The sequence below is a fragment of the Flagellimonas aequoris genome (assembly GCF_003584165.1).
Taxonomy (GTDB): Bacteria; Bacteroidota; Bacteroidia; order Flavobacteriales; family Flavobacteriaceae; genus Flagellimonas; species Flagellimonas aequoris.
Map to the genome: position 1 here is coordinate 294,291 of NZ_QXFJ01000031.1, position 25,613 is coordinate 319,903.

The following is a 25,613-nucleotide window of genomic DNA, read 5'->3' on the forward strand; positions in this document are numbered from 1 at the left end:
TTTAAGTTCATAGCCCATGGTATGCTGAACCATGGGCTATTTAAACATGCCGGTCTTTGCCGGCCCCAATGCCATGAAATTTACCCCCGTTTACATTTTTTCTTTTTTATGTTTCCTAAGTATTTCTTGTGATGATACCGTAAAGAGCAGTACATCCTCCGATACTGCAGAGGAAGAGGCCATAGATTTTTCCGCCAAGGGAAAACCAATAACCATTTACACCACTGCCGATAGCACTGCTCTTCGGCTTGCCGTTTCTGAAGGTCCTGTATTCTCAGACGCTGAGCAACCCTTGGAAAAAGAGGTTTCGGTATTTGTGGAACCTAAAAAAATGTTTCAGACCATTTTGGGAATTGGCGGGGCCATTACCGATGCCAGTGCAGAAACGTTTGCGAAGTTGGATGCTACAAAACAAGAAGAGCTGTTGGATGCCTATTATGGCAAGGACAAAGGTCTGGGCTACACGTTGCTGAGGACCAATATCCACAGTTGCGATTTTAGCAGTGGAAGTTACACATACATACAAGAAGGGGATTCTGCTTTGACCTCCTTCTCCATAGCCCATGATCAGGAATTCCGTATCCCGATGATCAAGAAAGCCTTGTCAAGGGCAGGTGGGGCTTTGGTAACCTATGTTTCCCCATGGAGTCCACCGGCTTTTATGAAAAGCAATAAAAATATGCTGCAGGGAGGCACTTTGTTGCCCGAATACTACCAATCTTGGGCCAATTACTTTGTAAAGTTCATTCAGGCCTATGAGGAAGAGAATATTCCCATTTGGGGGTTGACGGTTCAAAATGAACCAATGGCGAAACAAACCTGGGAGTCCTGTATTTTCACTTCGGAGGCAGAAAGGGATTTTGTGAAGAACTATTTGGGCCCAACCTTGGAAAAAAGTGGATTGGCCGAAAAGAATATTGTGGTCTGGGACCACAACAGGGATTTGATGAATCAGAGGGCCAATGTCATTTTTGGTGATCCTGAAGCATCAAAATATATATGGGGAATGGGATTCCACTGGTATGAGGATTGGTCCGGTGGAGATCAACTATATGAAAATGTGGGAAAGGTGCAAGAGAGCTACCCCTCAAAGAATTTATTGTTCACCGAAGGTTGTAATGACCGTTTTGATGCCGCGAGATATCAGTTTTGGCCACACGCAGAGCGCTATGGCAAAAGCATGATCAATGATTTTAATAATGGAACCGTCGGTTGGACCGATTGGAACATCCTTTTGGATGAAAATGGAGGCCCCAACCATGTGGGCAATTTTTGTTTTGCCCCGATTCATGCGGATACCCGAACAGGGGAGCTGATCTATACGCCATCATACTACTATATTGGACACTTCTCAAAATTTGTTAGGCCGCAGGCAAAAAGAGTGGCAACAGCAGTGAGCAGAAGTACGTTGCTCAGTGCCTCCTTTTTGAATCCCGATGGTAAAATGGCCACCGTGGTGATGAATCAAACTGATAGCCCCATTTCATATAATCTATACGTAGGCGACCAAAAAACAAGGATTGATATTCCTGCACATGCCATTCAAACGGTTGTCTATTAATTAAATAGAAAGAAATTGTTGTTCATGAACACAAAAAATATATTGATTGCCGCATCCTTTGCGATAGGATTGTTGCTGGTGCATTGTTCATCTTCTACTGATGATGGTGGTTCGGATAGCCCAACACCAAACCCTCCAAACACAGGGACACCGCCTACCGTTTCGGAATCCGTGGATGTTTGGTTGACCAAGCCGGACAAAAGTGTATTGCTGACGAAACAGGCGAACGCCCTGCCGTTCGGTACCAATCCCAACAACTATCCAAATATTGAGGTAAATCCATCTTTGACCTATCAAACTATCGACGGTTTCGGGTTTACATTGACAGGGGGTAGTGCGGAGGTCATCAACCAATTAAGTACTGGTGATAGGAACGAGTTGCTGCAAGAATTGTTCGGTACCTCGGAAAACGATATATCCATCAGTTACGTCAGGGTAAGTATCGGCGCATCCGACCTGAATGCCGGACCCTTCACCTATGATGATATGCCAGATGGCGAGACGGATGAATCACTCGATAATTTTAGCCTGGACCAGGATAGAGAAGGTGTCATTACGGTTCTTAAAGAGATTTTGGAAATAAGCCCTAATATCAAAATATTAGGTTCTCCATGGTCTGCCCCGGTTTGGATGAAGGACAACGGCAGTTTTGTTGGTGGAAGCCTTAAGCCTGAATATTACGGAGTGTATGCCCAATATTTTGTGAAATATATTCAAGCAATGGAGGCAGAAGGCATAACCATTGATGCCATCACCATTCAGAATGAGCCCATGCATGATGGGAACAATCCCAGTATGGTCATGACGGCTGAGGAACAGGCCGAATTCATCAAGAATCACCTTGGTCCTGCATTTGAGGAGGCAAATATTTCAACCAAGATCATTGTTTGGGACCATAACTGTGACAATCCACAATATCCCATTACGGTACTGAGCGATCCAGATGCTTACCCTTATGTGGATGGTTCCGCTTTTCACCTGTACAATGGGGACATCAGTGCACTTTCTACGGTACACAACTCATTTCCAGAGAAGAATCTTTATTTTACCGAGCAGTACACCTCTTCCAATGGCTCTTTTGACGGGGATTTGAAGTGGCATGTGAAAAATGTGATCATAGGGTCCATGCGCAACTGGAGCCGAAATGCCCTGGAATGGAACTTGGCTAATGATGAAAGCTTTGGTCCGCACACGGATGGCGGTTGTTCCATCTGTAAAGGAGGGTTGACCATAAGTTCCGGAGGTAATATCACCAGAAATGTGGGGTATTATATTGTGGCCCACGCTTCAAAGTTTGTACCACAAGGGTCCACCCGAATTTCTTCCAATATTTCTGGAAACCTTCAAAACGTTGCCTTCAAAACACCTGATGATAATATAGTCCTCCTTGTAGAAAATGATGGGGATGCTTTGGAATCTTTCAACATTAAATATAAGAACGAATGGACCTCCACTTCACTGAGTCCTGGTGCGGTCGCTACCTATATTTGGAAACAATAAAATGGACAACCTCATGAAAAAAATACTATTCCTTTTAACCATTCTTATAAGTTCAACAGTATTCGGTCAAGGCTTTTTGCATACCGATGGACAAAAAATCGTTGACGGCCAAGGCAACAATGTGCTCCTTAGGGGTCTCGGTCTGGGCGGTTGGATGGTACAGGAGGGGTATATGTTGCAAACAGCTGGTTTTGCTGGGCCACAGCACTCCATCAAACAAAAGATAACGGAACTCATTGGCAAGAGAAATACTGAGGAGTTCTATGAGGCCTATTTGGCGAATGGGATTACCAAACGTGACATAGATTCACTAAAAGCTTGGGGATTCAATTCCGTTAGGTTGCCCATGCACTACAACCTGTACACCCCACCTATTGAAGAAGAAAAGGATGGAACAAATACATGGTTGGAAAAAGGATTCATCATGACCGACAATCTTTTGAAATGGTGTGCGGATAACGAGATGTACCTTATCCTTGATTTACATGCAGCCCCGGGAGGACAAGGCCATGATGCCAATATCTCGGATTATGACGACACAAAACCTTCCCTTTGGGAAAGTGAGGCGAACAAACAAAAAATGATTGCTTTTTGGGAAAAGATGGCCGAACGATACAAGGACAGCCCATGGATGGGTGGCTACGACATCATTAACGAGCCCAACTGGAACTTTGAAGGCGAAAACCCCAATGGATGTGATGAAATGAACAATGCCCCATTGCGCCAATTGATGGTGGATATTACCACGGCTATCCGAAAAATAGATAAGGACCACATCATCATCATTGAAGGGAATTGTTGGGGAAACAATTACAATGGTGTTTTTCCTCTTTGGGACGACAATCTGGTCATAAGCTTCCACAAGTATTGGAATTTCAACACCACGGCATCCATTCAACAAGTACTGGATTATAGGGAAAAGTACAATGCGCCGATTTGGCTGGGAGAGAGTGGGGAAAATTCCAATGTCTGGTTCAAGGATGTTTTATCGTTGATGGAATCCCATAACATTGGCTGGGCATTTTGGCCCATGAAAAAGGTGGAAAATATTGCAGGCGTTACATCGGTCACCAAAAACCCTGGGTATGAAACGCTTTTGAACTATTGGCAGAATGGAGGAAAAAAGCCATCCGTTGAGTATGCAAAAAATGCCTTGATGCAGTTGGCCGAGAACTATAAAATGGAAAATGTGACCGTTAAGCCCGGCGTTGTGGATGCCATGTTCAGACAGGTACACACTTTTGAGACCAAAGCCTACAAAAAGCATGCAATTCCTGGTCTCATCTATGCCACAGAGTATGATATGGGCACCAACAATTATGCATACAAAGATGCCGATTATATCAATTATAGGGTAAGTACCGGGGAACAGTGGGCATGGAACAAAGGCCGTAAAATGCGGAACGATGGGGTGGACATCCAAAACTGTGCAGACAGCAATAGCAATGGCTACGAAGTTTTTGATATACAGGATGGGGAATGGTTGCTGTTCACAGTAAATGTTAAGGAATCTGGCACCTATAATATGAACGTGAGATATTCTGGCTTGGAGGGGAAGGGAAAAATTTCCCTAAAAGTTAACGGGGAAACTGTATCGGGCAGTTTGGAGTTGGATGCCACAGGAAATGAAACTTCATACAAAACAGCTATCTTATCTGGTGTTGATTTAAAAGAAGGTGTCCACAAGCTAAAAGTGATGTTCGAAAAGGGAGGGTTCGATCTAAATTATATTGAATTCATAAATAACTAAACATATGCAAGTGCCATGGTACGAATAAACTGTATGCTGTTTTTGTTCATGGTTCTGATTCTTTCGTGTAGTGGGGATACGACAGATCAAGGCCCTGTCAACAATTTAAAGCCTTCCAATCTATCCATTGACGTCGAAATTGCGGGGCAATCCAGTGAAAATCCTAATGGGGATGGTAGTGGAGAGGTCAATCTTACCTTTCAGGCGGCCAATGCAACACTATACAAGATACTTATCGAAGGTCAACTTAAGGAATCTACCTCCAATACCTTGTCCTATACCTTTACTGACGAAGGCACCCATGATTATAGCATAGTGGTATCGGCCTATAACCAAGGACAATTTATAAGCAAGACCATTTCCGTTACGGTTTATGTTGAAGAACTTATAGGGCTGATATGGTCCGATGAGTTCAACAACAGAAGTCTTGACCTCAACAAATGGAACTATGAAACGGGTACTGGGGTCAACGGGGATTGGGGAACCGGACAATTGGATCGTGCAACCGATAGATCTGAAAATATCAGCTTTCAAAATGGGATCATAGATGCAGATGGAGGTTGCTTGGTGATTACTACACGCGATGAAACCTTTATGGACCGGGAATATACCAGTGGGAGGATCAATACCAGGGACAAAGGTTCTTGGGGACCTGGGCATCGAATAGTGGCTCGGGTCAAAGCCAGTGGTGTCAGGCATCAAGGGCAGGGTTTTGCCTTTTGGATGATGCCCCAGGAAAAACCTGTTACAGTGGATGCCATCATGTGGCCCCAAGGCGGTGAAATTGATATTATGGAGTATGTAGGTTCCATACCTTACCACAATTTGGGAACCGTCCATTATGCTTGGGAGTGGCAGAACAACCAATACCAAGATTGGAACCATGGGCACTTGGGTGGATATTATAGTTACGAAACCCAACAGACACCCAATCCCGAAGAGCCTGGCTACGGAAATTTCCCGCCTCCAGAAAATGACCCCAACGCGGGAAGTTCGGGATTTCACGAATACGGCATAGATTGGTATGATGACCGGATAGAGTTCTTTGTGGACGATAGTATTTACCATATCCACTATTTAAAAGATGGTGGTGCATATACCGTGGATGGACAGGATGAAAAATCTGTGGAACTGGTCGATGGGCGTAGGGTTACCATTTCCGAGTATTCCAACCATTTTGATGAATGGCATCCTTTTGAGCATAAAATGTACGCCATTCTTAGCGCAGGGGTGGGGGGCAGTGATTATACCTACGGCGGCCCTATTGTACCGGAAGCCCAGTTTCCATGCTCGGTATACATTGATTGGGTAAGGGTCTACAAAATGGAATAGATCTAAAAAAAATTTCTTGGTATTTTCAATCGTCACGTAAACCTTCTATAATGATATGTCCGTATGGGTTTATAGAATAAAAAGTTGGCAACCTTTAAGTCTGTAAAACGGTTCGGAGACCATCAAGCAAAAAGGCCTAAAAAAACAAAACCTTGATTAATCTGTGATTGTCAAGGTTTTAATTTTTTTTGTGACCTGTCCGGGTAGTGTAAAACCAATCCGTATATTGCTTGATTAGCTCTGGGGCCATTTTTTTTGAGAGCCTCGTCCGTATTTTCCAGCACAGAGGCCGTGACTGTGTTCACGGCTTACGCCCTGAAATGACTTGTTTCTTTTGATAGGAGTATGTGACATGGCGCTTTTAATTGCCGAACAATTTTTTTTCCAGGATCTCAGCCTTTGGGAATAGGATATTGTTCTCCAAATGGATATGACGGTGGAGGTCCTCCTCAAATTCCCGAAGTAGGGAGTAGGTGACCCTGTAGGTATTACAGGCATCGGCAGGAGGGGTATAGTCGCTGCTCAAGGTGGCAATCTTTCGAAACCGTTCCCCTTCGTTGTCATGTTCCTCCATCATCATTTGGATGGGATTCCTGACCGTTCCGAAATGGGGTGGGTCCGAAATGGTACCATCCGGGGCTGCATGGACCATTTTACGGATACAGGGGAAGAGCACCAGTTCCTCCTTTTTCATATGCATGGTCAGTTCTCCTGCGGAAGCACTGAAATGTTTAAAAATCCCGAACAGCTCCGGATGCCGGTTACCGTGCACTTGGCATAGTTTATTGAGGTATTGTTTCAGGATAGGGATGTGCTGTTCGACATAGTGATGGTGCTTTTTTTCGATATAGTCGATCAAAAGGTCCAAGGGCCATGTATTGAAATCGGGGGAATCCCCTTGATCTCGGTCTTGGACATCACCCAGTTCCTTGAGAAGGGTTTCCGTGTCCAGACCTTTTTTTTCCGCAACTTCCTGTAGGGTCCGGTTGCCTTTGCAACAGAAGTCGATCTTGTGGTTTTTAAATATTTGGGCCGTGCGATAATCCTCCGCCACCATTTGGCCGACTGTTTTTTCCAAGGTAAGGTTCATGATAATGTTATTTTTAATTCGGATAAAATTGTCCTTTATTATGTTAAATTTTTTTAGCGCCTTAGATAGGTCAAGCCCACTTCCAAACCTGTCGCCAGTTCGTAGAGACTGGTTTGCTCCAACATATTTTTCAGATTATTTCGGATGTCCACGAACTTATCATGCAAGGGGCAGGGTTTTTGGGCATTGCATTCCTTTAGTCCAAGACCGCAGCCTACAAAGATTTCGTCCCCATCGATGGCATGGACGATCTTGCTCAATTTCACGTGGTCCATATCGGTACGTTCGATTTCAAACCCTCCTGTTGGACCCTTTACGGAATGTATAACCTTGCTTTTTGAGAGCTGCTGCAGGATCTTAGCGGTAAAGGCCAAAGGGGAATCTATTTCCTCGGCAATCTCATTAACGCTTACACGTCTTCCGTCCAAGGATTGCAGTGCTATATAGACGGCTGCCCGAATACCATACTCACAGGCCTTTGAAAACATCAAGATAACTTTATTTGCATCAAAGATACCATTTATTTTAATAGGATAAAAATGTCCTTTATTGTTTTTTTCCGATTGCTTTTCTTTTTCCGTCCAATAGGTACTTCATGATCGGAGATGGGGCGATGGAGTAGAAACCCTAGGTCCGTTTATGGTTTTGCAAGAACATCCCGCATAGTCCAATGAGGATCAAGAGACTGGAAAGCGCCAAAATTTCCATAAACCCTTTGGGCATGGTCCAATGCTGCCAAACCATAAAACCTCGATAGAAAATAAGGATCTCAGTCAATAGAAATCCCAAAAAATACCATCGATAGGTGCTGCGGGATATCCTGAACAACCCAAAGTAGTCCACAAAAAAGAAGAGCCCGATACTGATGCCCCCCAAAAAGGTAAGATGTAAATAACCAATGGTAAGGTCCAGATAGGTGACCGCCATCCGGGCAAAATAAGGGAAGGTGGTCAACAATTGCAAGATCAGTTTAATGCAAAGCAGGACCATTGCCGTCTTGAGTAAACGGTCTTGCATTTTAGATAGGGGCAGAGCTAAGAAACCATTAGTGGTCATGAGCCATAACAGAACCATGGCGTACAACTGCGCCATGGCCCCGAGTCCCGCAGCGAGGTATATCCATGTTGATGGCTTTGTCCAAAGAGCGGAAAGGAAAAAACTGAGTACGATACCTATGTTCAGGGCCCAAAAAAATTGGATGAACCTTTTTTTGGGGAACACAAAACCTCGTTGTTCCAAGGCAAACAGAAACAATCCTATCAAGGTCAGGACCATCCAGCCATTGTATTGGAAATGCAGGTAAAAATAAATGGCCAATCGGTACCAGATGGATTGAGCCCCCAAAGTGGTCATGATGACCCCTAGGGCCCAAGGCCCCAAACTTGAGATGACCATGTACCAGAGTGCGGCCTTCATGCAGACCAAGGCCTTACTATCCCTGAATTTGGGATGGATATGCTTTGAGAAATGATAAAAGAATACATAGGATACAATCAGGAACAAGGTGGAAAAGATGATCGAGAACAGGGCATATCCTTGGAACGGAAAGGTGAGCAACATCCCGATCAAAGTGACCTGTGTGGCCCCAAAGATCCGCCTATATCTTTTCCCGGAAGTATCCTTTTCCACAAAGCAGTAATGTAGCAAGGTGGTCATTGCCACATATACCCAGCCCAATAAGGCTATGTGGGAATGGGCGTGTACCATATACCTGTAATGGAAGCCAAAGAAGAAAATAGGATAGGAGCGGAGCAGGATACCCAATAGGGCGGCCATGATAAAATAGGCCATGGCCACCTGAATGTGCCGTTGATATGATCGTTCCTTCATATTTTTCCGGATAAATTCCTTGGTGTTGTTTAGAAGTCCTTCTTTCTGGCTTTATACTCCAACCCCAGAATAGGCAAAACGGTCCATAGGAAGAGAATGGCCATGGAGACCAGAAAACCGAGGTCGGTACCAAAAAACTTTTTGAAAATGGCCCCTGTATATCCCAATAGAGCTGAAATGTCCAATTTAAGTAGGATCAGTATCCTTGAAAGATCGATGGGGTTGAGCATGGTCGCGACCAAGGAAAAAGTGTCCAAGGGGTATTCCTCGAAAACGATAAGCGACATCAGGAACAGCCCATCATAGACCACGGCCAGAAAGAGCCATAACAATACGGCGTATCCAAATCCCTTGATCCTATTTTCATTGGATATGGCAATGATAAAGGACAGCCCCACAAAAATAAAGGTCAAAAAGGACCCTGTGACCAACAATAGGGAGAAATCAAAGATGGCATTACTCTGCAACAGGCCATAGAGCACAAAGGGAATGCCCAGACCCAAAACAAGGCTGAGGGCCAATGAACCCGAGACCCCTAGATATTGGCCCATGAAAATGGAACTCCGTTTGATGGGCTGTGCCAAGAGGAGTTCCGTGAACTCCCTCGAATTATAGTAGTACATGACCCCAAAAATGGTCCCGATCAATGGAATCAGGACAATGATCACGTTCATCAGGGTGATGACGGCCTTGGAAACATCATTGTTCAGGAACAAGAGGACGAAACCCAGGATGAGGTAAAACAAAAAATATACGTAGCTCCAACGGCTGCGGATCAGGTCGTAAAAACTGTATTTAAGAATCTTCAGCATGGTTTTCAGTAATGGTTAGTGCCGCAACGGCATGTTCAAAATCAGGTGCCCCCGTTTGTTCCAAAAGTTCCACGATACTTCCTTGGAAATAGATTTCCCCCTCCAATAGATAAAGGATCTTATCGGCCATCTCTTCCACGAACTGCATGATGTGTGAGGTGATCAATATGGTCTTTCCTTGGGCTTTTTCCCTTAGGATCAATTGCTTTAAATGGATCAATGCCATGGGGTCCAGTCCCGTGGTCGGTTCGTCCAGGATAATGAGGGGACTGTCGAACATAAAGGTCAGGACAATGTTTACTTTTTGTTTGGTTCCGCCGGATAGGGTGGACAGCTTTTTGCCCAAGAAGGGTCCAAGGCCAAAGAGCTGGATCAAATCTTCCTCGGCACTGGGACTGTTCCTGAGGTCCTTGATCATATGGATCAGCTCTTTTACCTTGATGTTGGGGGGAAAATTGGCAATCTGGGGCAGGTAATCTATTTTTTTCCGATACTTCCAATCTTTTTTTACGGGCCTTTCCAGTACGGTGATATGCCCCTTGTCCGGTATTACCATCCCCAAGATGCTCTTGATCAAGGTGGTCTTGCCCGAGCCATTGGGCCCCAAAATGGCATAAATACGACCTTCGCCGATGGAGAGATCGATCCCTTTTAGAACTTGGTTCTTACCGAATTGTTTGTAAAGATCTTTGATTTCTATGGTCATGGTCGTATTTTCATTAAGGGTTGGGTATCCTTAAGGTTGTCCGGAGTGAATACAGGGGAGACCCTTTCGGAGAAATCGATGATATCCATGAACAGGCTCCGTAACAGTACAATGGTCTCCGGGGTCCGGTTCACCACATAGGAAAATAATTTGACCGGACGATAGGGCACATCACCAATACCGTTCCTGTCCAGGTCATAGCCGGTATAACTGCTCCAAAAGTTACCTTCGAACACGTTGTCGTTCAACTTACTGTTATAAGAGATGTCAAAGGAGTTGTACAAAAAATTGTTGCCTTTGAAACTATTGGTGTAACAGGCCCCAATGACCCTAATGGCCCAGCCATTGCCAATAAAGTCGTTGTTGGTGTATTGGATTCGGTTGGACCCCTCTATGTTGATCCCAATGGTATTTTCCTCAAAGGTGTTGCCAACGATCTCGGCATCATTGATTTCCTTCAACAACATGCCATAGGCGGCGGTCCCCCAATTCTTATGGAAGGTATTGTCCTTCATGGTGATGAACTTGGAAAACATGACGGCAACCCCGGCCCCATTGTTTTCAAAGGTATTCCGGGTGTAGACATCATGGTTCGAGAACATAAAATGGAGCCCATAGCGAAGGTTGTCCATGCTCACATTTTCCGTGATGGTGATACGGTCGGAAAACTCCAGGTAGATGCCGTCTCGGGTACCTTGGACATGGTTCTTGCGTACCTCGATGTCTGTGGAATACCAGAGCTGGATACCGTTGCCCGAATTGTATTCGTCCACGGCCTCCCCAATGATCCTATTGTGGAACACCTTGCCATGGGAGGATTTTTCCAAATAGATACCGAAGAACAATTGCTCCAACACCATGTTTTGGATAAGAAAATTTTTGCTGCGGACCACCCGGATAGCGGCGTTGTCCTTGGTATAACTTACACCGACATTGATGATGAACAGACCATCAAGGGTCACGTTGTCAGATTGTATCCTGAAGATCTCACCCTTTTTCCCTCCATCAATTATTGGGTAACCGATACCCTTGATCACCAACGGTTTGTCCACAATGATCTCAAATTCCCTGTAGGTGCCCTTTTGGACCAATAGCGTATCATTTGCTTGGGCACGTGCAATGGTACCTTTTAGGGTACTATCCACACAACTTGGGCATATGGTCCATGTTTTGGCCCACATAGGGTGCCCCAAAAGGAGCATGAGCAGGCAAAGGAGATATCTATGATATGTATTGTGGAGTACCATGATGTTTCTTTTCGGGAAAGGGTCGATTATCTGATGATGAGAAATTTGGAATCATCCAAGGCTTCCACCCAATGTTCCACTTCCTTGGAAAAACTAAAATGTTGTTGTGTTGTTAAATTAATGATTTGGTTCTCGATATAAAAATTAATGGAGCCTTCCAAGACGATCAAGTGGGCATCTTTTGGGGAGATGTGTTTTGGGAAGAGGGAATCCCTTGCCAAACTGATGCTCAAGATTTCCATTGTTGGGTTTTTGACCACTACTGCCACTTGAAGGTCATGGAACGGTTGTTGGGCAATGGAGTTATCGATATCGATCTTATACATGGGCCTTGGATGTTTTGCTATTGTTCGTATTGTTGTTTTAAATCGTTCCAGGATAAAAGGGTTCCATCGTTCATGGCCAATACCTGTTGGGCGGCCTGCTGTTCGGAAAAAGCACTGAGAAAGGCCCCCATGGGGCTGGGAATCTTCTCGCTGATCAGGTAGGTGGCCTTGGTGGCATCCACCAATTCCCCGGGATGGTCAAAATCATTGACCAAAAAGAGGGAAATGTCCGAAACATTCCCACTTTTTAAAGAGTTCATCATACATTCCACTGCATCAAAATTGAAGACCTTGCCCTTGGAAGTGACCAATTGCGCGGCATGTTGTTTGTCCACAATGGTCATGCTGCAGTAATGGCAACCCACATGGCCATAGTCAATGGGCTGGGGACTTACGGAGCATCCGAGGGCAAGGCCAAGGAAAACCAACAAGGGGATAATCTGTTTTTTCATGGGAGTCAAATTATTGTTCTTAGTGCTTTTCCACCCCAAAATGCCGGCCACCAGGGTGAGCATCATACCTACGAACATCAACCAGGCCCCGATGGCCGGTAAAGAGGTGACATCAAAATTGAGCATTTTAACATGGCCCAATAACGGGGGTTTATAGGTCATTGGACTTCCATCCGGATTGGTCAGTTTCATGATGGCATTGGGATCTAGATCGGTACCATAATCCACCAACCATGCATTGAAATCGTACATGCCCAATATACCCATAACGGACATGAGCAGGAACCACCCCAGAAACCATTTATAGCTTACCTTGTCCCAATAGCCCAAAACACCTATGACAACCCCTAGGGCGACCATGACGCCTATGACCATCGGAAATGTGCCAAATTCCCACATGTCCTCCACTTTGGGAAGGGTGTGCATGCCGATATAATGGTTGAGGCCATCAATGTTCTGGATATCAAATTCATTGACACCCTTTAGACCGCTGATGTGGATGTTCAATCCCAATGGGTCCGGGTATTGGGGAGCACCCAACATGATGTTCCAAAGCGGGAAGACGTAGAGTCCCAATAAGAAGAGTGGGCCAAGGATCATGAGTATACTAGCCTTTTTCATTTTTTTCGATTTAGAGGTTACAAACTGGGAACGGTTTCTTGGTGGATTGCTTTTGATTCCATTTGTAAAAAAGCGGGCAGGTCATCGACACGGCCCGCTTTGTTTTATGATGGTTTACTATTCACCTAGGGACCATTTCAGTTCTACATTGGAATTGGCAGGGGAGACCCTCACATATCCTTGCATTTCCTGGTGCAGGGCGGAACAGAAATCAGTACAGTAGAAAGGCCATACCCCAACCTCATTGGGTTCCCAAACAGAAGTCTTGGTCTGTCCAGGCATCACGAGGAGTTCGGATGAGTTTTGGCCCAGGATGGCAAAGCCATGGGGCACATCAAAGTCCTGTTCATGATTGGTAATGTGGAAATATACCTTGTCGCCGACCTTGATGCCCTCGATGTTGTCAGGGGTAAAATGGCTTCGGATGGTGGACATGTACACATGGACCTCGTTTCCGTCACGGATCACTTTGGATCCATCGGCCGTGGTCACCGCATAAGGGTGCCTATTTTCATCCAAGCGGTAGATTTTTTTGGAATTCGTGGTCAACAATTCAGCGGGACATCCAGCGGCATAGTGGGGCTCACCATGGGTCGGGAAGTCATAGATCAATTCCATTTTGTCCCCGGAGATGTCATACAATTGAGCAGAGTGTTCCATTTCAGGGCCTGTGGGCAAATACCGGTCCTTGGTGATCTTGTTCATGGCAACGACGTACTTACCAAAAGGTTTTCTGGAGTTTCCTCCGGGAATCATCAAGTGACCCACAGAATAATAGGTGGGTTTTCTATCGAGGACCTCCCAAGTGCCCAATTGCCATTTTACCACTTCGGAGGAAATGAAGAAAGTGGTATAGGCATTGCCCTCGCCGTCAAACTCAGTATGTAGTGGGCCAAGGCCACCACTTTTCACTTGTCCGGCCAATACATCCTCGAATTTTAGTATTGGGATTCCATAGGCTTCCCCATCGAATTTTTTGCCCTCGATGGCAGCGATCATTTTGTCAAAGGAATGTACGGTAAGGTCAGCGGAGAGTTTACCGTTACCAATGATGTACTGGCCAGTGGGATCCACATCACATCCATGGGGTGATTTAGGGGTGGGCAGAAAATAAACTGCTCCCGGTACTTTGGTAGGATCCACTGTCAGTACCTCCTTGCGCATAGTGGATGTCCCGGTATGGGAATGTTCATCATAGACATTGTGTGCATAGTGGGCTGGCATTTTGGTGCCGCCACCGTTGTTTACATATTCCTCGATTTTTTTCCAATTGATGGCTGCAATGAAATCCTTGTCGTTCTGGGAGGCGTTCACCTCTAAAAGGGAATTGGCCTCTTCCGTGTTATAGGTGGTGAAGAAGAACCATCCATGGGACTTTCCACGGCCAGGATGGGAGAGGTCATAGTTGAATCCGGGCATCAAAAGCTGGAATTTGATTGCCATATGGCCATGCTCGGGATCGACACTGATAAAGGTCAACGCCCCTTTGAAGTTTCCCTTATATTCATTTATGGGCATATCGCGTTGGGGAACGGGAACGGAGAATCGTGTGCCGGCCACCACATACTCGGTATTCTCCGTGATGAAGGACGAACTATGGTTCCCGGCACTATTGGGAACCTCGATGATCTCAGCAGTTTCGAATGTACTCAGATCTACCCTGGCGACACGAGGCGTGTTGTTCCCGTTCACAAAGATCCACCTGCCGTCCAATTCCCCGTTGGTCTGGGAAATATCGGGGTGGTGAAGGTCGTCCCAAGGCACAAATCCATGGGAGGTGTTCAACATGGGAACGGTTTCCTCGGAATATCCGTATCCTGAAGTAGGGAACTGGGAGAACACAGGAATTTCCTTGAACATTCTGCCTGATGGCAGTCCATATACGGTTAGGTTACCGCTGTATCCCCCGGAAAGGAAGGCGTAAAATTCATCCTGCTCCCCAGGGGCAACATATACTTTTTCGGCGGCACTGGACGACAGGGCCCCGTTGGAATTTTGGTTCTGTTGACCGCAGGAAAACAGCATCAGGGCCGTTCCAAAGGTCAAAATCAAATGGTTATGAATCTTCATCGTTTTTGGATTTATTCGTTTTTCTGGTTTTACATGGTTTATTGGGTAGGAGGTAGGATGACCTTGTCCACCACATGGACGATTCCATTGCCCGCAGGGATGCTGGCAATGATCTTGGCACCCCCGACATACACATCATCGCCTTTGGTCTCGACAGGGACATTTTGGTTGTTCGCCTGTCCGAGTTTTTTGAATTTTTTCAAAAAGTCCTTGGAATAATTACCAGGGGTTACATGGTACTTGAGGATGTTGGCCAAGGCCTCCTTGTTCTCTGGCTTTAGCAAGTCTTCAACGGTACCTGCGGGTAATGCATCGAAGGCGGCATTGGTAGGGGCAAATACCATCAAGGGCCCTGCGTTGACCAAGGCGTTCTCCAATTCCGCGGCCTGTACCGCCGCAACCAAGATACTGTGGTCGGGCGATCCCATGGCTATCTGCAATACATTGGGAGTGGATTCATCATCCTCAATAAAGGCCTGTCCCTTGTTGTTTTCCAAAATGGCCTCCGACTCGTTTTGGTCGGAAACCAGGGTTTCGTTTTCGGGCCTGTCCTTACAACTGCTGTTTAGTGCGAGCAGTAGTACCAGCCCCATCATGCTAAGTCTAATGGTTGATCTCATATTGATTATTTTAATGTCCTGAAGTATTCGAGAACGGCCCTTGCCTGGTCTTCGGTCAACCCTTGGTTGGACATGGGCGACCCGTTGAACTCTTGGAGCAGGTCTTTTGCCAAGGGATCTTGCTGCACCATTTCCTGAGGGTTCAGGATCATGTTCATCACCCACTCCGGGGTCCTTCTTTCCAATACCCCATTGGGAGGTGGTCCGATGAATTTCTTACCTATCCTGTGGCAGGCCAGGCACATTTGTTCATAAATCCCTTTGCCTTTCTCGGCCAGGGCTTGGTCGACTTCGGGGGCCAGTTCAACCGATTTGATGGGGCCTATTCCCTTATTGGTCAGATCCACACGTTCGGAAGCCTTTGCATCACTGGTGGTACTGGACTCAACAGGTTGCTCCGTTTCGGCCTTTTTTCGTTGTACAGTGAAACCCTCCTCTTTTTTTTCCTCTTTCTTTCCTCCACACGCGATTATGAACAGGGAAATGAGCAGGACTAAGGTTTTTGTTATCGTTTTCATGTGATAAATGGTTAAAATTCTGGTCAAATGTAAATAGGGTATAGGGACTGTAACATGATATAAATCATAAAAAGGATAAAAATATCTTTTAATCTTTGTTTAACATTTGGGATTATGCTGTCCAACTCCACCAAATATGCCATCAAAGGGGTACTCTACTTGGCCCTGAACTCAGATGAGGACCATAAGGTTCTGGTCAGGGATATCTTTGAGGTGGTCCATGTTCCGGAAGCCTATCTCGCCAAATTGCTACAGGAGTTGTCCCGACAGGGAGTCATTTCCTCCACCAGGGGAGCCAAAGGAGGGTTTTATTTAAGTGAGCAGGACCGGAAACGGAGCTTAATGGATATTGTCAAAGTCATTGACGGGGAAAGAAGGGTAAACTCGTGCGTCATGGGTATCCATAATTGTGATATGGACAATCCCTGTGTACTCCATAAACTTGTTGGTGCGAACAAATCCAAATTCATCAAGGTATTGGAGAACACGACCATATTGGATTTGGTAGAGGGAAGACAGGATATTGAGGAGTTTTTTCCTTTATGATACCATTTTTTCCCTTTATCCAATCTGTGATTTAGCTTACAGAACAGAAATGAACAATCCGGGCCATGATTCCCGGCCTATTATAATGGATGGTATCCATTTAAGCGATGGACTTGTTTCTATTAGCAATCGGTTCCAAAAAGAAAGAGATCATCAATGGTTTTTAAATAGGGGAATTAATAGGGACAAGCAATAAAAAGGATTTTAATTACTCGATTAACCTAAATGGTTTGATACCTAAAGCTACTTTCATTTTGGCTACTGCATTGGTCGTTCCGCCTACTCCATTGGGAAAGAAAAGGTGATACTTAAGCCCGATATGGAGATAGCCAAAATTTCTAATACTACCCAAATCACAAAGACAAGATGTCCAGAGCATGGTGGTATTCCCTATATATGATGGATGGCTATGGTGTGTACGGACGAATTACCCATTACTGAAAAATGATCAGTGGAGAAAAAAATACGCAACCAGAGTATTTGAATTTGGTTGAAAATAATCATGACAAAAGTGGAATGAAAAATTCATGTACGGTTATACACAACCAATTTTCAAATTGGTCATCTCATCGATAAACAAGCAAAGTAAAAAAATGAAAAAGAAGTTTTTGAATGTACTATCGGTATTGATGGTCGGTATAATGCTTTTATCGTGTAATTCAGATGGGGAAACCAATTGTCCCGCCAATTTTAGCGGAGCCTTGATAACTGAGGAGGAGCCATTGGTAGGGGAGTGGGTCTTATCAGGGGTTCTGTCGGCAAAGGAAATTGATTTGACGGACGATGACACGGACAATCCCTCAAAGGATATTTTTGTGCAATACAGTGATTGTGAAAAGGATGTGGTTTATATCTTTAAAACGGATCGTAGTTATACCTATGAGTTGGGACGCAATGCCGAGGATTGTGATTACACCATCCCTTCCAAAGGAACTTGGCAGTTGCGAACCAATAACTTGAGTCTGGTCACCTCATGCCAGTTGTATATCACTGCCTTGGAATTCAATGAAGATGAAACGAAATTTTCGTATTCCAATGTTTATAACATTACGGAAGTGGATGGAAGCATTGTCCAAACCAATATAGAATTTACGTATGCCTTGGTTCCATAGTAACAATTGAAATATTGAATGACCAAAATCCATAGCATGGGCATGATATTTCAAATTTTTATGGAGCTCATCTAGAACATGAAAATCCATAATCGCACGAAGTTGACCTCTTGGGTTCCCTTTTTTTTTGCAAGGCTAAGGAAATCCTATGAAAATCCTATGAAAATACAGCGAGTTAAATAGACTGTTAAAGTGCACCTTGATAGTTCAGTAAATAAGGCCAAATAATCATTGATTGTTTGGCCTTATGCTTTTAGTTCATGACGATTTCTGGAAATTATCCATCTATTTCTTCCAAACTGCATCGAATGTTTCCTATTGTTGTGCTTTCCCTTTTTTTTCATCTAGGGTAAAATCCTTATCTGTTTTGCTACAACCCCAATGGACTGAAATTAAAAAAAAGATGGAAACCTATAATCTTCCTGTTTTCACAAGGTGTTTTTCACTAACATTTTTGTGCAAAAACGGACTAAAACTTCCACTTTTCTTGCACCACTCTATAATATCTCCCTTGTAGGGAATCCCAAGACCCAATTTGGATTTTCCCTTCCAACAATATCATAGTACTTGGCCTTGTCCAAAACATTAACCAGTCTGCCAATACCACTGCAATAAATGGCAGGGGTACACACATAGGGCATGGTTCCAGGCTAGTATAAATCGTACACTGGGCCAAATAGAATTGGTCAAATTGTTTTACTGCTTCCTTGATGAGTTTGATTTCGGCATGGGCAAAAGAGCAAGATATCTGGGTTCTGTGGAAGAACCCAAAGGTTATTGTTTGGCCAATGACGTTTCGGAGAGAGCCTTTCAGTTGGAACGGGGAGGGCAATGGACAAAGGGCAAATCATGCGATAATTTCACACCTATATGGCCTTTTTTACTGGATGTGGATTTCATTGAAAACCCTCAAGAGTTGAAAATGCAAACTTTGGGTGAACGGCCAACATACAATCAGGAAACACCGATAATATGATTTTTTCCGTGCATTTTATCATTTTTTACCTATCCCAGTTCATGACGTTGGAGGAAGGTGATATGGTTCTTACTGGTACCCCTCCAGGTGAAGGTTTACTTGAAACGGAAAGATATTCTCGAACTTGAAATAGAACATTTGGGCAGACAGAAACAAATATGCCAAAATGTATAAGCTTGGATGTCATGTTTTTGAAGTCTTATGTATGTAGCTGTGTATTTGGAATACATAATTATAATTCGATTAGTTAGTTTTAGTTGTTGCGTTAGTAGATGAAGGCTGGCAGGGAGAAATCCCTGCCATTTCTTTTTATATAGGATGGATTTATCTGTCCTGTTCAGATAGTGACAATAGGGTAAGAGAGGTTACACATTTGGATATGTTTGAAAATAAAGGCATAGTCCCTTTTAGAGGGAGTGATGGAACTACAACAACGGAGCCAAGACATCCCAAACATTATTGGCCACTATTTTTTGACCTTGTAATGTAGGATGGATTCCATCCTCTTGATTGAGACCGGGAATTCCCGCTACATCTTCCAGTAAAAAAGGGATCAGGGCAACATTTTCCTGTGTGGCCAGTTCGGGGAAGATGCTTTCAAATTCTGAGGTGTATTCAGGTCCCATGTTCGGTGGTATTTTCATCCCCGCCAAAATAATCTTGGCTTCAGGAAGTCTATTTCTGATCATTTGGATCATACTTTGTAGATTGGACCGCGTTTCCGTCAATGGGATGCCACGAAGACCATCATTGGCTCCCAGTTCCAAGACCACAATATCTATACCTTCCTCCAACACCCAATTCAGCCTATTCTTTCCGCTTGCAGTGGTCTCTCCACTCAAACCTGCATTTACAACACTGTATTGCAATCCCAAAGAATCCAATTTTTGTTGAACGAGGGCAGGAAAGGCCTGGCTTACCTCTAAGCCATATCCAGCCGTAAGGCTGTCTCCAAAAAAGAGAATTTTGGAACTTGAACTGGTAGTTTCAATTTTTTGATTGGTATCGTCAGTGGTTGTCTCTTCCGTTTTTTTTGAAGCATTTTCACCACAAGCTATGCAAATCAACATCAAAAAATAACAAAACATTAACGGCAATGGGTTGCTGGATGGTATCTTGGTCATGATCAATTTTAGTATTTTGAGAAATTCAACCAAACACGTGTTATGTCAAAGATATTAAAAGTTCAAAACCTCTCTAAAACCTATCGGAGCGGAGATCAGCACCTTCATGTGCTCAATAATGTTTCCTTTGAAGTGGCCAGTGGCGAAACCTTTGCCATTGTGGGGCCTTCTGGAAGCGGGAAGACTACATTACTGGGATTGTGTGCAGGTTTGGATAAAGTGGACGACGGCGAAATTTGGCTCTGTGATCAAAATTTGGTCGAATTGGACGAAGACGGAAGGGCATTGTTACGCAATCAGCATGTTGGTTTTGTATTTCAAGATTTTCAGTTGTTACCCACGTTGACGGCATTGGAGAATGTCATTGTTCCTTTGGAGTTGAGGGGAACCAAGAAGGCAGCGGAACAGGGTAGGGAATTGTTGGCCAAGGTCGGATTGGAGAATCGATCGGGGCATTATCCATCCCAATTGTCTGGAGGTGAACAGCAACGAGTGGCTTTGGCACGTGCATTTGCAAATAGACCCACCATCCTTTTTGCGGATGAACCCACTGGGAATTTGGATGACGAGACCGGGGCCAAAATAGAAAAATTACTTTTCGAATTGAATAAAGAACAGGGGACAGCACTGGTGATTGTTACCCATGATATGGAATTGGCTCAAAAAGCGGACAAAAATATCAGACTGAGGTCCGGTAGGATCGAACAAACAATCGGTTGATCATGGGAATGGAAACGAAAGCAGGCTTTTTATGGTTGGTAAAAATGGCTTGGCGAGACGGAAAGGCCAGTTACGGCAAGCTTCTCCTTTTTGTCTTTTCCATATCCTTGGGCGTTGCGGCTGTGGTGAGTGTTTACAGTTTTAGTGGATTGCTCAAGGAAAATATTTCCCAACGTTCCAAGGCTCTCCTAGGGGCCGATTTTGTAATTCAAAGCGATCAACCCATAACGGAAAAAGTGGCAAGGATCATAGATTCCCTTGGTGGTGCCGATGCTCGGGAAATCAATTTTCCATCCATGGCCTCCTTTCCAGAAAAAGGGGCATCCAAGTTTGTTGAGGTCAGAGGTGTAGATGTTGGTTTCCCATTTTATGGAGAATTGGAAACAATACCCCAGCAGGCTGCCTCGACCTATTCCAAAGGGCAGGCTTTGGTAGATGCAACTACCATGATCCAGTTCAACCTAAAAGTTGGGGATAGTATAAAATTGGGAGTCAAAAGCTTTGCAATCGCCGGGTCTTTGGAATCTGTCCCGGGCAGTACCTCGGTTTTTGGTGCTATAGCACCCCCAGTACTGATTCCCTTGGCTACTATTGAGGAAACGGGGCTCATTCAGACCGGTAGTCGAATTGACTACAAATATTATTTCAGGGCCAAGGACAACCAAGATCTGGAAGATTTGAACAAGAAGTTGCGGTCCACATTGGACGAGGAGCATGCCGATATGGATACCCACCTGTCCGAAGCCAGACGATTGGGTAGACGCTACGATAACTTTGGAAAGTTTTTGAACCTTGTTGGGTTTATTGCGCTATTGTTGGGTTGTGTGGGCATTGCCAGTGGTATGGGCATTTATATACAAATGAAAATACGATCTATTGCCATCCTAAAATGTTTGGGAGCTTCCAAAAAGCAGAGCTATCTCATTTTCTTTATCCAGATTGTTTGTATGGGATTGATAGGAGGTGTTTTCGGAATTTTGCTCGGGTATCTTCTGCAGCAATTGTTTCCATTTTTGTTGGGAGACCTCCTTCCAGTCGATGTAAACATTACCATGTCCTTCCAAAGTGTACTTTTGGGACTCTCCCTTGGCATGGCCATGTCCGTTTTGTTTGCGCTATATCCCTTGATGAGGACCTTATATATCTCTCCATTACAGACGTTAAGGGTAGTAAAGGAAAATACCTCTAGGTCAACCAGGGCAACCGTCGCCGTAGGATTGGGCATTGTAGGGTTTGTGTTCTGCTTTGCCTATTGGTTGCTGGGCGATCTGGCGAGGTCACTTTATTTTGTTTCAGGGCTATTTGCGGTGTTTTTGATTCTTACCGCCGTGGCACAATTTTTTATGTCGATGCTCAAAAAGTTCTTTCCACATTCTTGGGGATTTGTTGCACGACAAAGTTTACGGAATTTGTTCAGACCACAGAATCAAACCTTGGTTTTGGTCTTGTCCATAGGGATAGGAACCTTTTTGATCAGTACGCTGTATTTTACCAAAGACATGTTATTGGAGAAAGCGGCCATTGAAGATAGGGCCGATACGGCAAATATGATTTTGATGGACATCCAGACTACACAAGTGAACAACGTGGCAAAAACCATTCAATCTTCAGGATTCCCCGTGATTGATAAAATCCCGATTGTGACCATGCGGGTAGAAGCTTTGAAAGATGAACATGTGTCGGAAATTCGAAAGGATTCCACTTCGGAAATAGGTCGATGGATTTTAAACCATGAATTCAGGGTCACATACCGCGATAGTTTGGTCAACTCTGAGAAAATTTTGGCTGGCCACTGGATTTCGAGAGCACAAAATGAAAATAGCATACCCATTTCCGTCAGTAGTGATTTTGCAAATATGGCAAAAGTCAACGTTGGGGATGAGATAACATTTAATGTACAGGGGAAGATAATGAAGACAATAGTTGGGAGTATTCGGGAAGTGGACTGGACCCGATTGCAACCTAACTTCTCCATTGTTTTTCCGATTGGCGTGCTTGAAAATGCTCCACAGTTTGGGGTAATGACCACTAGAACTTCCACGGATGAAGGTTCCGCCAAATTGCAACAACGATTGGTTGGTGAATTTCCCAATGTTTCCATACTGGACCTCAAGCGTATCTTGGGATTACTGGAGGATATCCTGGGTAAAATAGGTTGGGTCATCAATTTTATGGCCTTTTTCAGCATATTTGTTGGCATTGCTGTACTTGTGGGAGCTATATACAGTAGCAAGCATCAACGGATGAGACAAGGTGCATTATTGCGGACCTTAGGAGCAAAAAGCTCCCAGATTTTAAAGATGATAGCTTTGGAATATGCCGTTTTGGGATTTTTGGGTGCTTTTATGGGAGTGGTATTGTCCGTTGTGGGTAGTTCCTTATTGGCATATATGTTGTTCGATACAGCTTTTGTGCCTTCTTCAGTACCTTTTGTCATCATATTGCCGACCATAACCTTTCTTGTTTTTGTCATAGGGGTTGGCAGTAATGTTGGGATTGTAAGGAATACCCCTATTTCGGTGTTACAAAAGGAAACCGAATAATGGGAATGTCCAAAACCATACACATAAAACTTCTTATTTCTTTGTTTTCAGGATTATACAATATTTTTTAGGAAAAGCATCAACACTATTTACTGTAATTTGTAAATACCGGAGAAAATCATCTTGTGCATATCGCATGAATTGGTCTTGGTGTCTATTATGGTCATAACGGGATGGATGGAAAATCGACAAATGAGATTATACTCATACTCCACTGACAGATTATAAAAAAATGTCTGTTGAGATATGTACCTAGAAGGTGTTTCATAGATGTCGCTAACATTATTAACTCTTTAATCTTGAAAATACCATCACCATGATGGAAGTTGAATTAAGACATATCATTCCCCCAAGCTTTAATCACAGTCGGTTGAAATCATCACTGACCTTTTTGTCCAATACCTTGGTATAGATCTGTGTGGTGGCAAGTTTGGTGTGGCCCAAAAACAAAAAACCTTGCAAATCAATTGATTGCAAGGTTTTGATATGGTTTGAAATCGTTTCAAGTGACCTGGCCGGGGCTCGAACCCGGGACCCTTTCATTAAAAGTGAAATGCTCTACCAACTGAGCTACCAGGTCATTTTAACAGTGCCAAGCTGTTTTGCTAAGCGGCTGCAAATATAACATCAATAATCTATTTTACAAGGTGAATTAATGATAAATTTGTGTTTTTTTGAAATCACTAGGAATCCGAGTATATGAAAATAGTTTTGATGGGATATATGGCAAGTGGAAAGTCAACCGTTGGGCAACTGTTGGCCAGTGAATTAGGGATACGGTTCATCGACCTTGATGACTATATCGAGGAGCAGGAAAAAAAATCCATCAAAAATATTTTTTCTGAAAAAGGTGAAATCTATTTCCGGAAATTGGAGCACCGGACCCTACAAAAAATATTGCAGGAAAACGAATCCGTTGTATTGTCTACCGGAGGGGGCACCCCTTGCTACGGAAATAATTTACAAACCATTTTGGAACAAGCAGATTGCTCTATCTACCTACAAATGTCCATCCCCGATTTGGTGGACCGGATTGCCGGGGAGAAAGAACATCGCCCGTTAGTTAAGGATATTCCCGATATGGATTTGCCAGAATTTGTGGGGAAACACCTGTTTGAACGCGTTCCTTATTATTCCCAAGCTAATCATATGGTGAATGGAAAGGGAGACCCTGCAACGGTCATGGCGGAAATCAAAAAAATCTTATTCTAGGTAAACGGCATCATTGTTGGCCTCGAACACCACTTTGATGTGTTCGTTCAAAGAAGTGGAAAGTGAAATACCCTTAAAATCAGCTTTAATCGGGTATTTTTTATGATTCCTGTTCACCAGTACGGCCGTCTTTAATTGTTTGATGGGCGTTTTCAAGAAGTGATGGGTGCCATAGATCAAGGTAGTGCCGGAATTCAGTACATCATCCACTAAAACAATAGACTTATTAGTATACTCCTGTTCATCCATAGAGGTGTTCACCCCACTTTTCAATGGATTTTTTTTGTCCATATCCATCTTGCACAATATAATGTCGGCATCAGTGATTTTTTTGAGTATGGCCGCAATCTTCTTTGCAAAACTCATCCCACCACCATTTATTCCGGCGATGATGATCTCTTTTTCATCCACATTGGTCTCGTAGATTTGGTAGGCAATGCGTTTTGCAATATGCTGGATCTGTTCGTGGGTAAGTATGCGGTTCATTATATTGTTGCTTAAGGTTATCAAAGATAAAACAGTTCATTCAGATTCGTCCAAATAATCCTCAATGTCCCGTCTATCCTTTTTAGTGGGGCGCCCCAATCCCTTTTTACGGTAATGGGTTTTTGCATGTTGGAGCAGTTCGTTATGTTCAAAGGCCTCTTGTGGGGTGGTGTCCTTTCTATAAATGTCCACCAATTTGGCCCCTACACGGTTTTCGGGAATGTCCAGAACGGTCAGTTGGTAGTCAATCTGGTTTTTGCGAAGAACAATCTTGTCCATGGGGTACACTTCCCTCGAAGGCTTTATATCGCTTCCATTTACCTTCACCTGACCCTTCTTTACGGCAGTGGAGGCGAGGTTCCTGGTTTTGTAGTATCTGGTACACCAAAGGTACTTGTCAATCCGCATGGCTTTGCAATTCTTTGTTAATGGACAGAGCAAAAATAACGGAAAATTGTA

General features: G+C 44.0%; 26 protein-coding genes, 1 tRNA gene and 1 pseudogene. 11 read left to right on the forward strand and 17 right to left on the reverse strand.

Going from position 1 to position 25,613, the window contains the following annotated elements:
- Window positions 1-31 precede the first annotated feature (31 nt).
- From D2U88_RS19140 to D2U88_RS19155, 4 genes are read left to right on the forward strand one after another with little or no spacing between them, the layout of a single operon-like run.
- Window positions 32-1,561, forward strand: coding sequence for a glycoside hydrolase family 30 protein (locus D2U88_RS19140; RefSeq protein ID WP_235855834.1), 1,530 nt, complete (start codon window positions 32-34; stop codon window positions 1,559-1,561).
- 24 nt (window positions 1,562-1,585) lie between these two features.
- Window positions 1,586-3,061, forward strand: coding sequence for a glycoside hydrolase family 30 protein (locus tag D2U88_RS19145; protein WP_119642167.1), 1,476 nt, complete (start codon window positions 1,586-1,588; stop codon window positions 3,059-3,061).
- Between the two features lie 13 nt (window positions 3,062-3,074).
- Window positions 3,075-4,811, forward strand: a complete 1,737-nt coding sequence (locus D2U88_RS19150; RefSeq protein WP_119642280.1) for a cellulase family glycosylhydrolase — start codon at window positions 3,075-3,077, stop codon at window positions 4,809-4,811.
- Between the two features lie 15 nt (window positions 4,812-4,826).
- Window positions 4,827-6,143, forward strand: a complete 1,317-nt coding sequence (locus D2U88_RS19155; protein WP_220473522.1) for a glycoside hydrolase family 16 protein — start codon at window positions 4,827-4,829, stop codon at window positions 6,141-6,143.
- Between the two features lie 361 nt (window positions 6,144-6,504).
- On the opposite strand, the gene ric is transcribed toward D2U88_RS19155, so the two are convergent.
- The 12 genes and pseudogenes from ric to D2U88_RS19215 all read right to left on the reverse strand — a co-directional run bounded on the left by ric (window position 6,505) and on the right by D2U88_RS19215 (window position 16,435).
- Window positions 6,505-7,233 carry an iron-sulfur cluster repair di-iron protein gene (gene ric, locus D2U88_RS19160; protein ID WP_119642170.1) on the reverse strand — a complete coding sequence of 243 codons (729 nt, stop codon included), beginning with the start codon at window positions 7,231-7,233 and terminating at the stop codon, window positions 6,505-6,507.
- Window positions 7,234-7,286: 53 nt separating this feature from the next.
- A complete protein-coding gene (locus D2U88_RS19165) occupies window positions 7,287-7,721 on the reverse strand; it encodes an RrF2 family transcriptional regulator (RefSeq protein ID WP_119642172.1) in 435 nt (144 codons plus the stop codon).
- A gap of 139 nt (window positions 7,722-7,860) precedes the next feature.
- Window positions 7,861-9,063, reverse strand: coding sequence for a hypothetical protein (locus D2U88_RS19170; protein WP_119642174.1), 1,203 nt, complete (start codon window positions 9,061-9,063; stop codon window positions 7,861-7,863).
- Window positions 9,064-9,092: 29 nt separating this feature from the next.
- Window positions 9,093-9,875 (reverse strand): ABC transporter permease, encoded by a 783-nt coding sequence (locus D2U88_RS19175; protein WP_119642177.1) that lies wholly within the window; start codon window positions 9,873-9,875, stop codon window positions 9,093-9,095.
- Complete coding sequence (locus D2U88_RS19180) at window positions 9,859-10,581, reverse strand: ABC transporter ATP-binding protein (protein ID WP_119642179.1); 723 nt, start codon at window positions 10,579-10,581, stop codon at window positions 9,859-9,861. The genes D2U88_RS19175 and D2U88_RS19180 overlap by 17 nt, the downstream gene beginning before the upstream one ends.
- Window positions 10,578-11,762, reverse strand: coding sequence for a nitrous oxide reductase family maturation protein NosD (locus D2U88_RS19185; RefSeq protein WP_119642181.1), 1,185 nt, complete (start codon window positions 11,760-11,762; stop codon window positions 10,578-10,580). Before D2U88_RS19185 ends, D2U88_RS19180 begins: the two co-directional genes overlap by 4 nt.
- A gap of 92 nt (window positions 11,763-11,854) precedes the next feature.
- Window positions 11,855-12,154, reverse strand: a complete 300-nt coding sequence (locus D2U88_RS19190; protein ID WP_119642184.1) for a cupin domain-containing protein — start codon at window positions 12,152-12,154, stop codon at window positions 11,855-11,857.
- Between the two features lie 17 nt (window positions 12,155-12,171).
- On the reverse strand, window positions 12,172-12,606 hold the full coding sequence (locus D2U88_RS19195) for a nitrous oxide reductase accessory protein NosL (protein WP_119642281.1): 435 nt from the start codon (window positions 12,604-12,606) through the stop codon (window positions 12,172-12,174).
- 18 nt (window positions 12,607-12,624) lie between these two features.
- Window positions 12,625-13,227, reverse strand: a pseudogene (locus tag D2U88_RS19200) (hypothetical protein); the annotation flags it as partial.
- A 117-nt stretch (window positions 13,228-13,344) separates the two neighbouring features.
- Entirely contained in the window at window positions 13,345-15,297 is a 1,953-nt protein-coding gene (gene nosZ / locus D2U88_RS19205) for a Sec-dependent nitrous-oxide reductase (protein ID WP_119642186.1), read from the reverse strand.
- A 38-nt stretch (window positions 15,298-15,335) separates the two neighbouring features.
- Complete coding sequence (locus D2U88_RS19210; protein ID WP_119642188.1) at window positions 15,336-15,917, reverse strand: fasciclin domain-containing protein; 582 nt, start codon at window positions 15,915-15,917, stop codon at window positions 15,336-15,338.
- A 5-nt stretch (window positions 15,918-15,922) separates the two neighbouring features.
- Window positions 15,923-16,435, reverse strand: a complete 513-nt coding sequence (locus tag D2U88_RS19215) for a c-type cytochrome (protein ID WP_119642190.1) — start codon at window positions 16,433-16,435, stop codon at window positions 15,923-15,925.
- Window positions 16,436-16,549: 114 nt separating this feature from the next.
- Between D2U88_RS19215 and D2U88_RS19220 the strand changes: the two genes are divergently transcribed.
- Together D2U88_RS19220 and D2U88_RS19225 are read left to right on the forward strand one after the other, a co-directional pair.
- Window positions 16,550-16,981, forward strand: coding sequence for an RrF2 family transcriptional regulator (locus D2U88_RS19220; RefSeq protein ID WP_119642193.1), 432 nt, complete (start codon window positions 16,550-16,552; stop codon window positions 16,979-16,981).
- 593 nt (window positions 16,982-17,574) lie between these two features.
- Complete coding sequence (locus tag D2U88_RS19225) at window positions 17,575-18,093, forward strand: DUF5004 domain-containing protein (protein ID WP_119642195.1); 519 nt, start codon at window positions 17,575-17,577, stop codon at window positions 18,091-18,093.
- A 469-nt stretch (window positions 18,094-18,562) separates the two neighbouring features.
- Here the strand turns inward: D2U88_RS19225 and D2U88_RS19230 are convergent, their stop codons facing one another.
- On the reverse strand, window positions 18,563-18,925 hold the full coding sequence (locus tag D2U88_RS19230) for a deaminase (protein ID WP_119642198.1): 363 nt from the start codon (window positions 18,923-18,925) through the stop codon (window positions 18,563-18,565).
- On the opposite strand from D2U88_RS19230, the gene D2U88_RS19235 reads away from it, so the two are divergent.
- A complete protein-coding gene (locus tag D2U88_RS19235) occupies window positions 18,821-19,069 on the forward strand; it encodes a fumarylacetoacetate hydrolase family protein (RefSeq protein ID WP_119642200.1) in 249 nt (82 codons plus the stop codon). The two genes, D2U88_RS19230 and D2U88_RS19235, sit on opposite strands and share 105 nt — an antisense overlap.
- Window positions 19,066-19,197, forward strand: coding sequence for a fumarylacetoacetate hydrolase family protein (locus D2U88_RS19895; RefSeq protein ID WP_119642202.1), 132 nt, complete (start codon window positions 19,066-19,068; stop codon window positions 19,195-19,197). Before D2U88_RS19235 ends, D2U88_RS19895 begins: the two co-directional genes overlap by 4 nt.
- A 297-nt stretch (window positions 19,198-19,494) precedes the next feature.
- Here D2U88_RS19895 and D2U88_RS19245 read toward each other — a convergent pair whose 3' ends face one another.
- Window positions 19,495-20,193: an arylesterase gene (locus tag D2U88_RS19245; RefSeq protein ID WP_119642283.1), complete on the reverse strand. Its 699-nt coding sequence runs from the start codon at window positions 20,191-20,193 to the stop codon at window positions 19,495-19,497.
- Window positions 20,194-20,235: 42 nt separating this feature from the next.
- Between D2U88_RS19245 and D2U88_RS19250 the strand changes: the two genes are divergently transcribed.
- Together D2U88_RS19250 and D2U88_RS19255 are read left to right on the forward strand one after the other, a co-directional pair.
- Complete coding sequence (locus D2U88_RS19250) at window positions 20,236-20,913, forward strand: ABC transporter ATP-binding protein (RefSeq protein ID WP_119642204.1); 678 nt, start codon at window positions 20,236-20,238, stop codon at window positions 20,911-20,913.
- A 2-nt stretch (window positions 20,914-20,915) separates the two neighbouring features.
- A complete protein-coding gene (locus tag D2U88_RS19255; protein WP_235855838.1) occupies window positions 20,916-23,456 on the forward strand; it encodes an ABC transporter permease in 2,541 nt (846 codons plus the stop codon).
- A gap of 507 nt (window positions 23,457-23,963) precedes the next feature.
- On the opposite strand, the gene D2U88_RS19265 is transcribed toward D2U88_RS19255, so the two are convergent.
- Window positions 23,964-24,036: transfer RNA gene (locus D2U88_RS19265), tRNA-Lys, on the reverse strand.
- Window positions 24,037-24,155: 119 nt separating this feature from the next.
- Between D2U88_RS19265 and D2U88_RS19270 the strand changes: the two genes are divergently transcribed.
- Window positions 24,156-24,668 carry a shikimate kinase gene (locus tag D2U88_RS19270; RefSeq protein ID WP_119642208.1) on the forward strand — a complete coding sequence of 171 codons (513 nt, stop codon included), beginning with the start codon at window positions 24,156-24,158 and terminating at the stop codon, window positions 24,666-24,668.
- On the opposite strand, the gene D2U88_RS19275 is transcribed toward D2U88_RS19270, so the two are convergent.
- Both D2U88_RS19275 and D2U88_RS19280 read right to left on the reverse strand, forming a co-directional pair.
- On the reverse strand, window positions 24,660-25,157 hold the full coding sequence (locus tag D2U88_RS19275; RefSeq protein ID WP_119642287.1) for a phosphoribosyltransferase family protein: 498 nt from the start codon (window positions 25,155-25,157) through the stop codon (window positions 24,660-24,662). The genes D2U88_RS19270 and D2U88_RS19275 overlap by 9 nt on opposite strands.
- Before the next feature lie 33 nt (window positions 25,158-25,190).
- Window positions 25,191-25,562, reverse strand: coding sequence for an RNA-binding S4 domain-containing protein (locus tag D2U88_RS19280; RefSeq protein WP_119642210.1), 372 nt, complete (start codon window positions 25,560-25,562; stop codon window positions 25,191-25,193).
- Window positions 25,563-25,613: the final 51 nt, after the last annotated feature.

Coding starts and splice junctions, on each gene's coding strand:
- D2U88_RS19145 (WP_119642167.1), top strand. CDS start 1,586: ATGAACACAAAAAATATATTGATTGCCGCATCCTTTGCGATAGGATTG.
- D2U88_RS19170 (WP_119642174.1), bottom strand. CDS start 9,063: ATGAAGGAACGATCATATCAACGGCACATTCAGGTGGCCATGGCCTAT.
- D2U88_RS19175 (WP_119642177.1), bottom strand. CDS start 9,875: ATGCTGAAGATTCTTAAATACAGTTTTTACGACCTGATCCGCAGCCGT.
- D2U88_RS19210 (WP_119642188.1), bottom strand. CDS start 15,917: ATGAGATCAACCATTAGACTTAGCATGATGGGGCTGGTACTACTGCTC.
- D2U88_RS19155 (WP_220473522.1), top strand. CDS start 4,827: ATGGTACGAATAAACTGTATGCTGTTTTTGTTCATGGTTCTGATTCTT.
- D2U88_RS19165 (WP_119642172.1), bottom strand. CDS start 7,721: ATGTTTTCAAAGGCCTGTGAGTATGGTATTCGGGCAGCCGTCTATATA.
- D2U88_RS19250 (WP_119642204.1), top strand. CDS start 20,236: ATGTCAAAGATATTAAAAGTTCAAAACCTCTCTAAAACCTATCGGAGC.
- ric (WP_119642170.1), bottom strand. CDS start 7,233: ATGAACCTTACCTTGGAAAAAACAGTCGGCCAAATGGTGGCGGAGGAT.
- D2U88_RS19225 (WP_119642195.1), top strand. CDS start 17,575: ATGAAAAAGAAGTTTTTGAATGTACTATCGGTATTGATGGTCGGTATA.
- D2U88_RS19280 (WP_119642210.1), bottom strand. CDS start 25,562: ATGCGGATTGACAAGTACCTTTGGTGTACCAGATACTACAAAACCAGG.
- D2U88_RS19895 (WP_119642202.1), top strand. CDS start 19,066: ATGATTTTTTCCGTGCATTTTATCATTTTTTACCTATCCCAGTTCATG.
- D2U88_RS19185 (WP_119642181.1), bottom strand. CDS start 11,762: ATGTGGGCCAAAACATGGACCATATGCCCAAGTTGTGTGGATAGTACC.
- D2U88_RS19245 (WP_119642283.1), bottom strand. CDS start 20,193: ATGACCAAGATACCATCCAGCAACCCATTGCCGTTAATGTTTTGTTAT.
- D2U88_RS19215 (WP_119642190.1), bottom strand. CDS start 16,435: ATGAAAACGATAACAAAAACCTTAGTCCTGCTCATTTCCCTGTTCATA.
- nosZ (WP_119642186.1), bottom strand. CDS start 15,297: ATGAAGATTCATAACCATTTGATTTTGACCTTTGGAACGGCCCTGATG.
- D2U88_RS19190 (WP_119642184.1), bottom strand. CDS start 12,154: ATGTATAAGATCGATATCGATAACTCCATTGCCCAACAACCGTTCCAT.
- D2U88_RS19220 (WP_119642193.1), top strand. CDS start 16,550: ATGCTGTCCAACTCCACCAAATATGCCATCAAAGGGGTACTCTACTTG.
- D2U88_RS19235 (WP_119642200.1), top strand. CDS start 18,821: ATGGGCAAAAGAGCAAGATATCTGGGTTCTGTGGAAGAACCCAAAGGT.
- D2U88_RS19270 (WP_119642208.1), top strand. CDS start 24,156: ATGAAAATAGTTTTGATGGGATATATGGCAAGTGGAAAGTCAACCGTT.
- D2U88_RS19180 (WP_119642179.1), bottom strand. CDS start 10,581: ATGACCATAGAAATCAAAGATCTTTACAAACAATTCGGTAAGAACCAA.
- D2U88_RS19150 (WP_119642280.1), top strand. CDS start 3,075: ATGAAAAAAATACTATTCCTTTTAACCATTCTTATAAGTTCAACAGTA.
- D2U88_RS19255 (WP_235855838.1), top strand. CDS start 20,916: ATGGGAATGGAAACGAAAGCAGGCTTTTTATGGTTGGTAAAAATGGCT.
- D2U88_RS19140 (WP_235855834.1), top strand. CDS start 32: ATGGGCTATTTAAACATGCCGGTCTTTGCCGGCCCCAATGCCATGAAA.
- D2U88_RS19195 (WP_119642281.1), bottom strand. CDS start 12,606: ATGAAAAAACAGATTATCCCCTTGTTGGTTTTCCTTGGCCTTGCCCTC.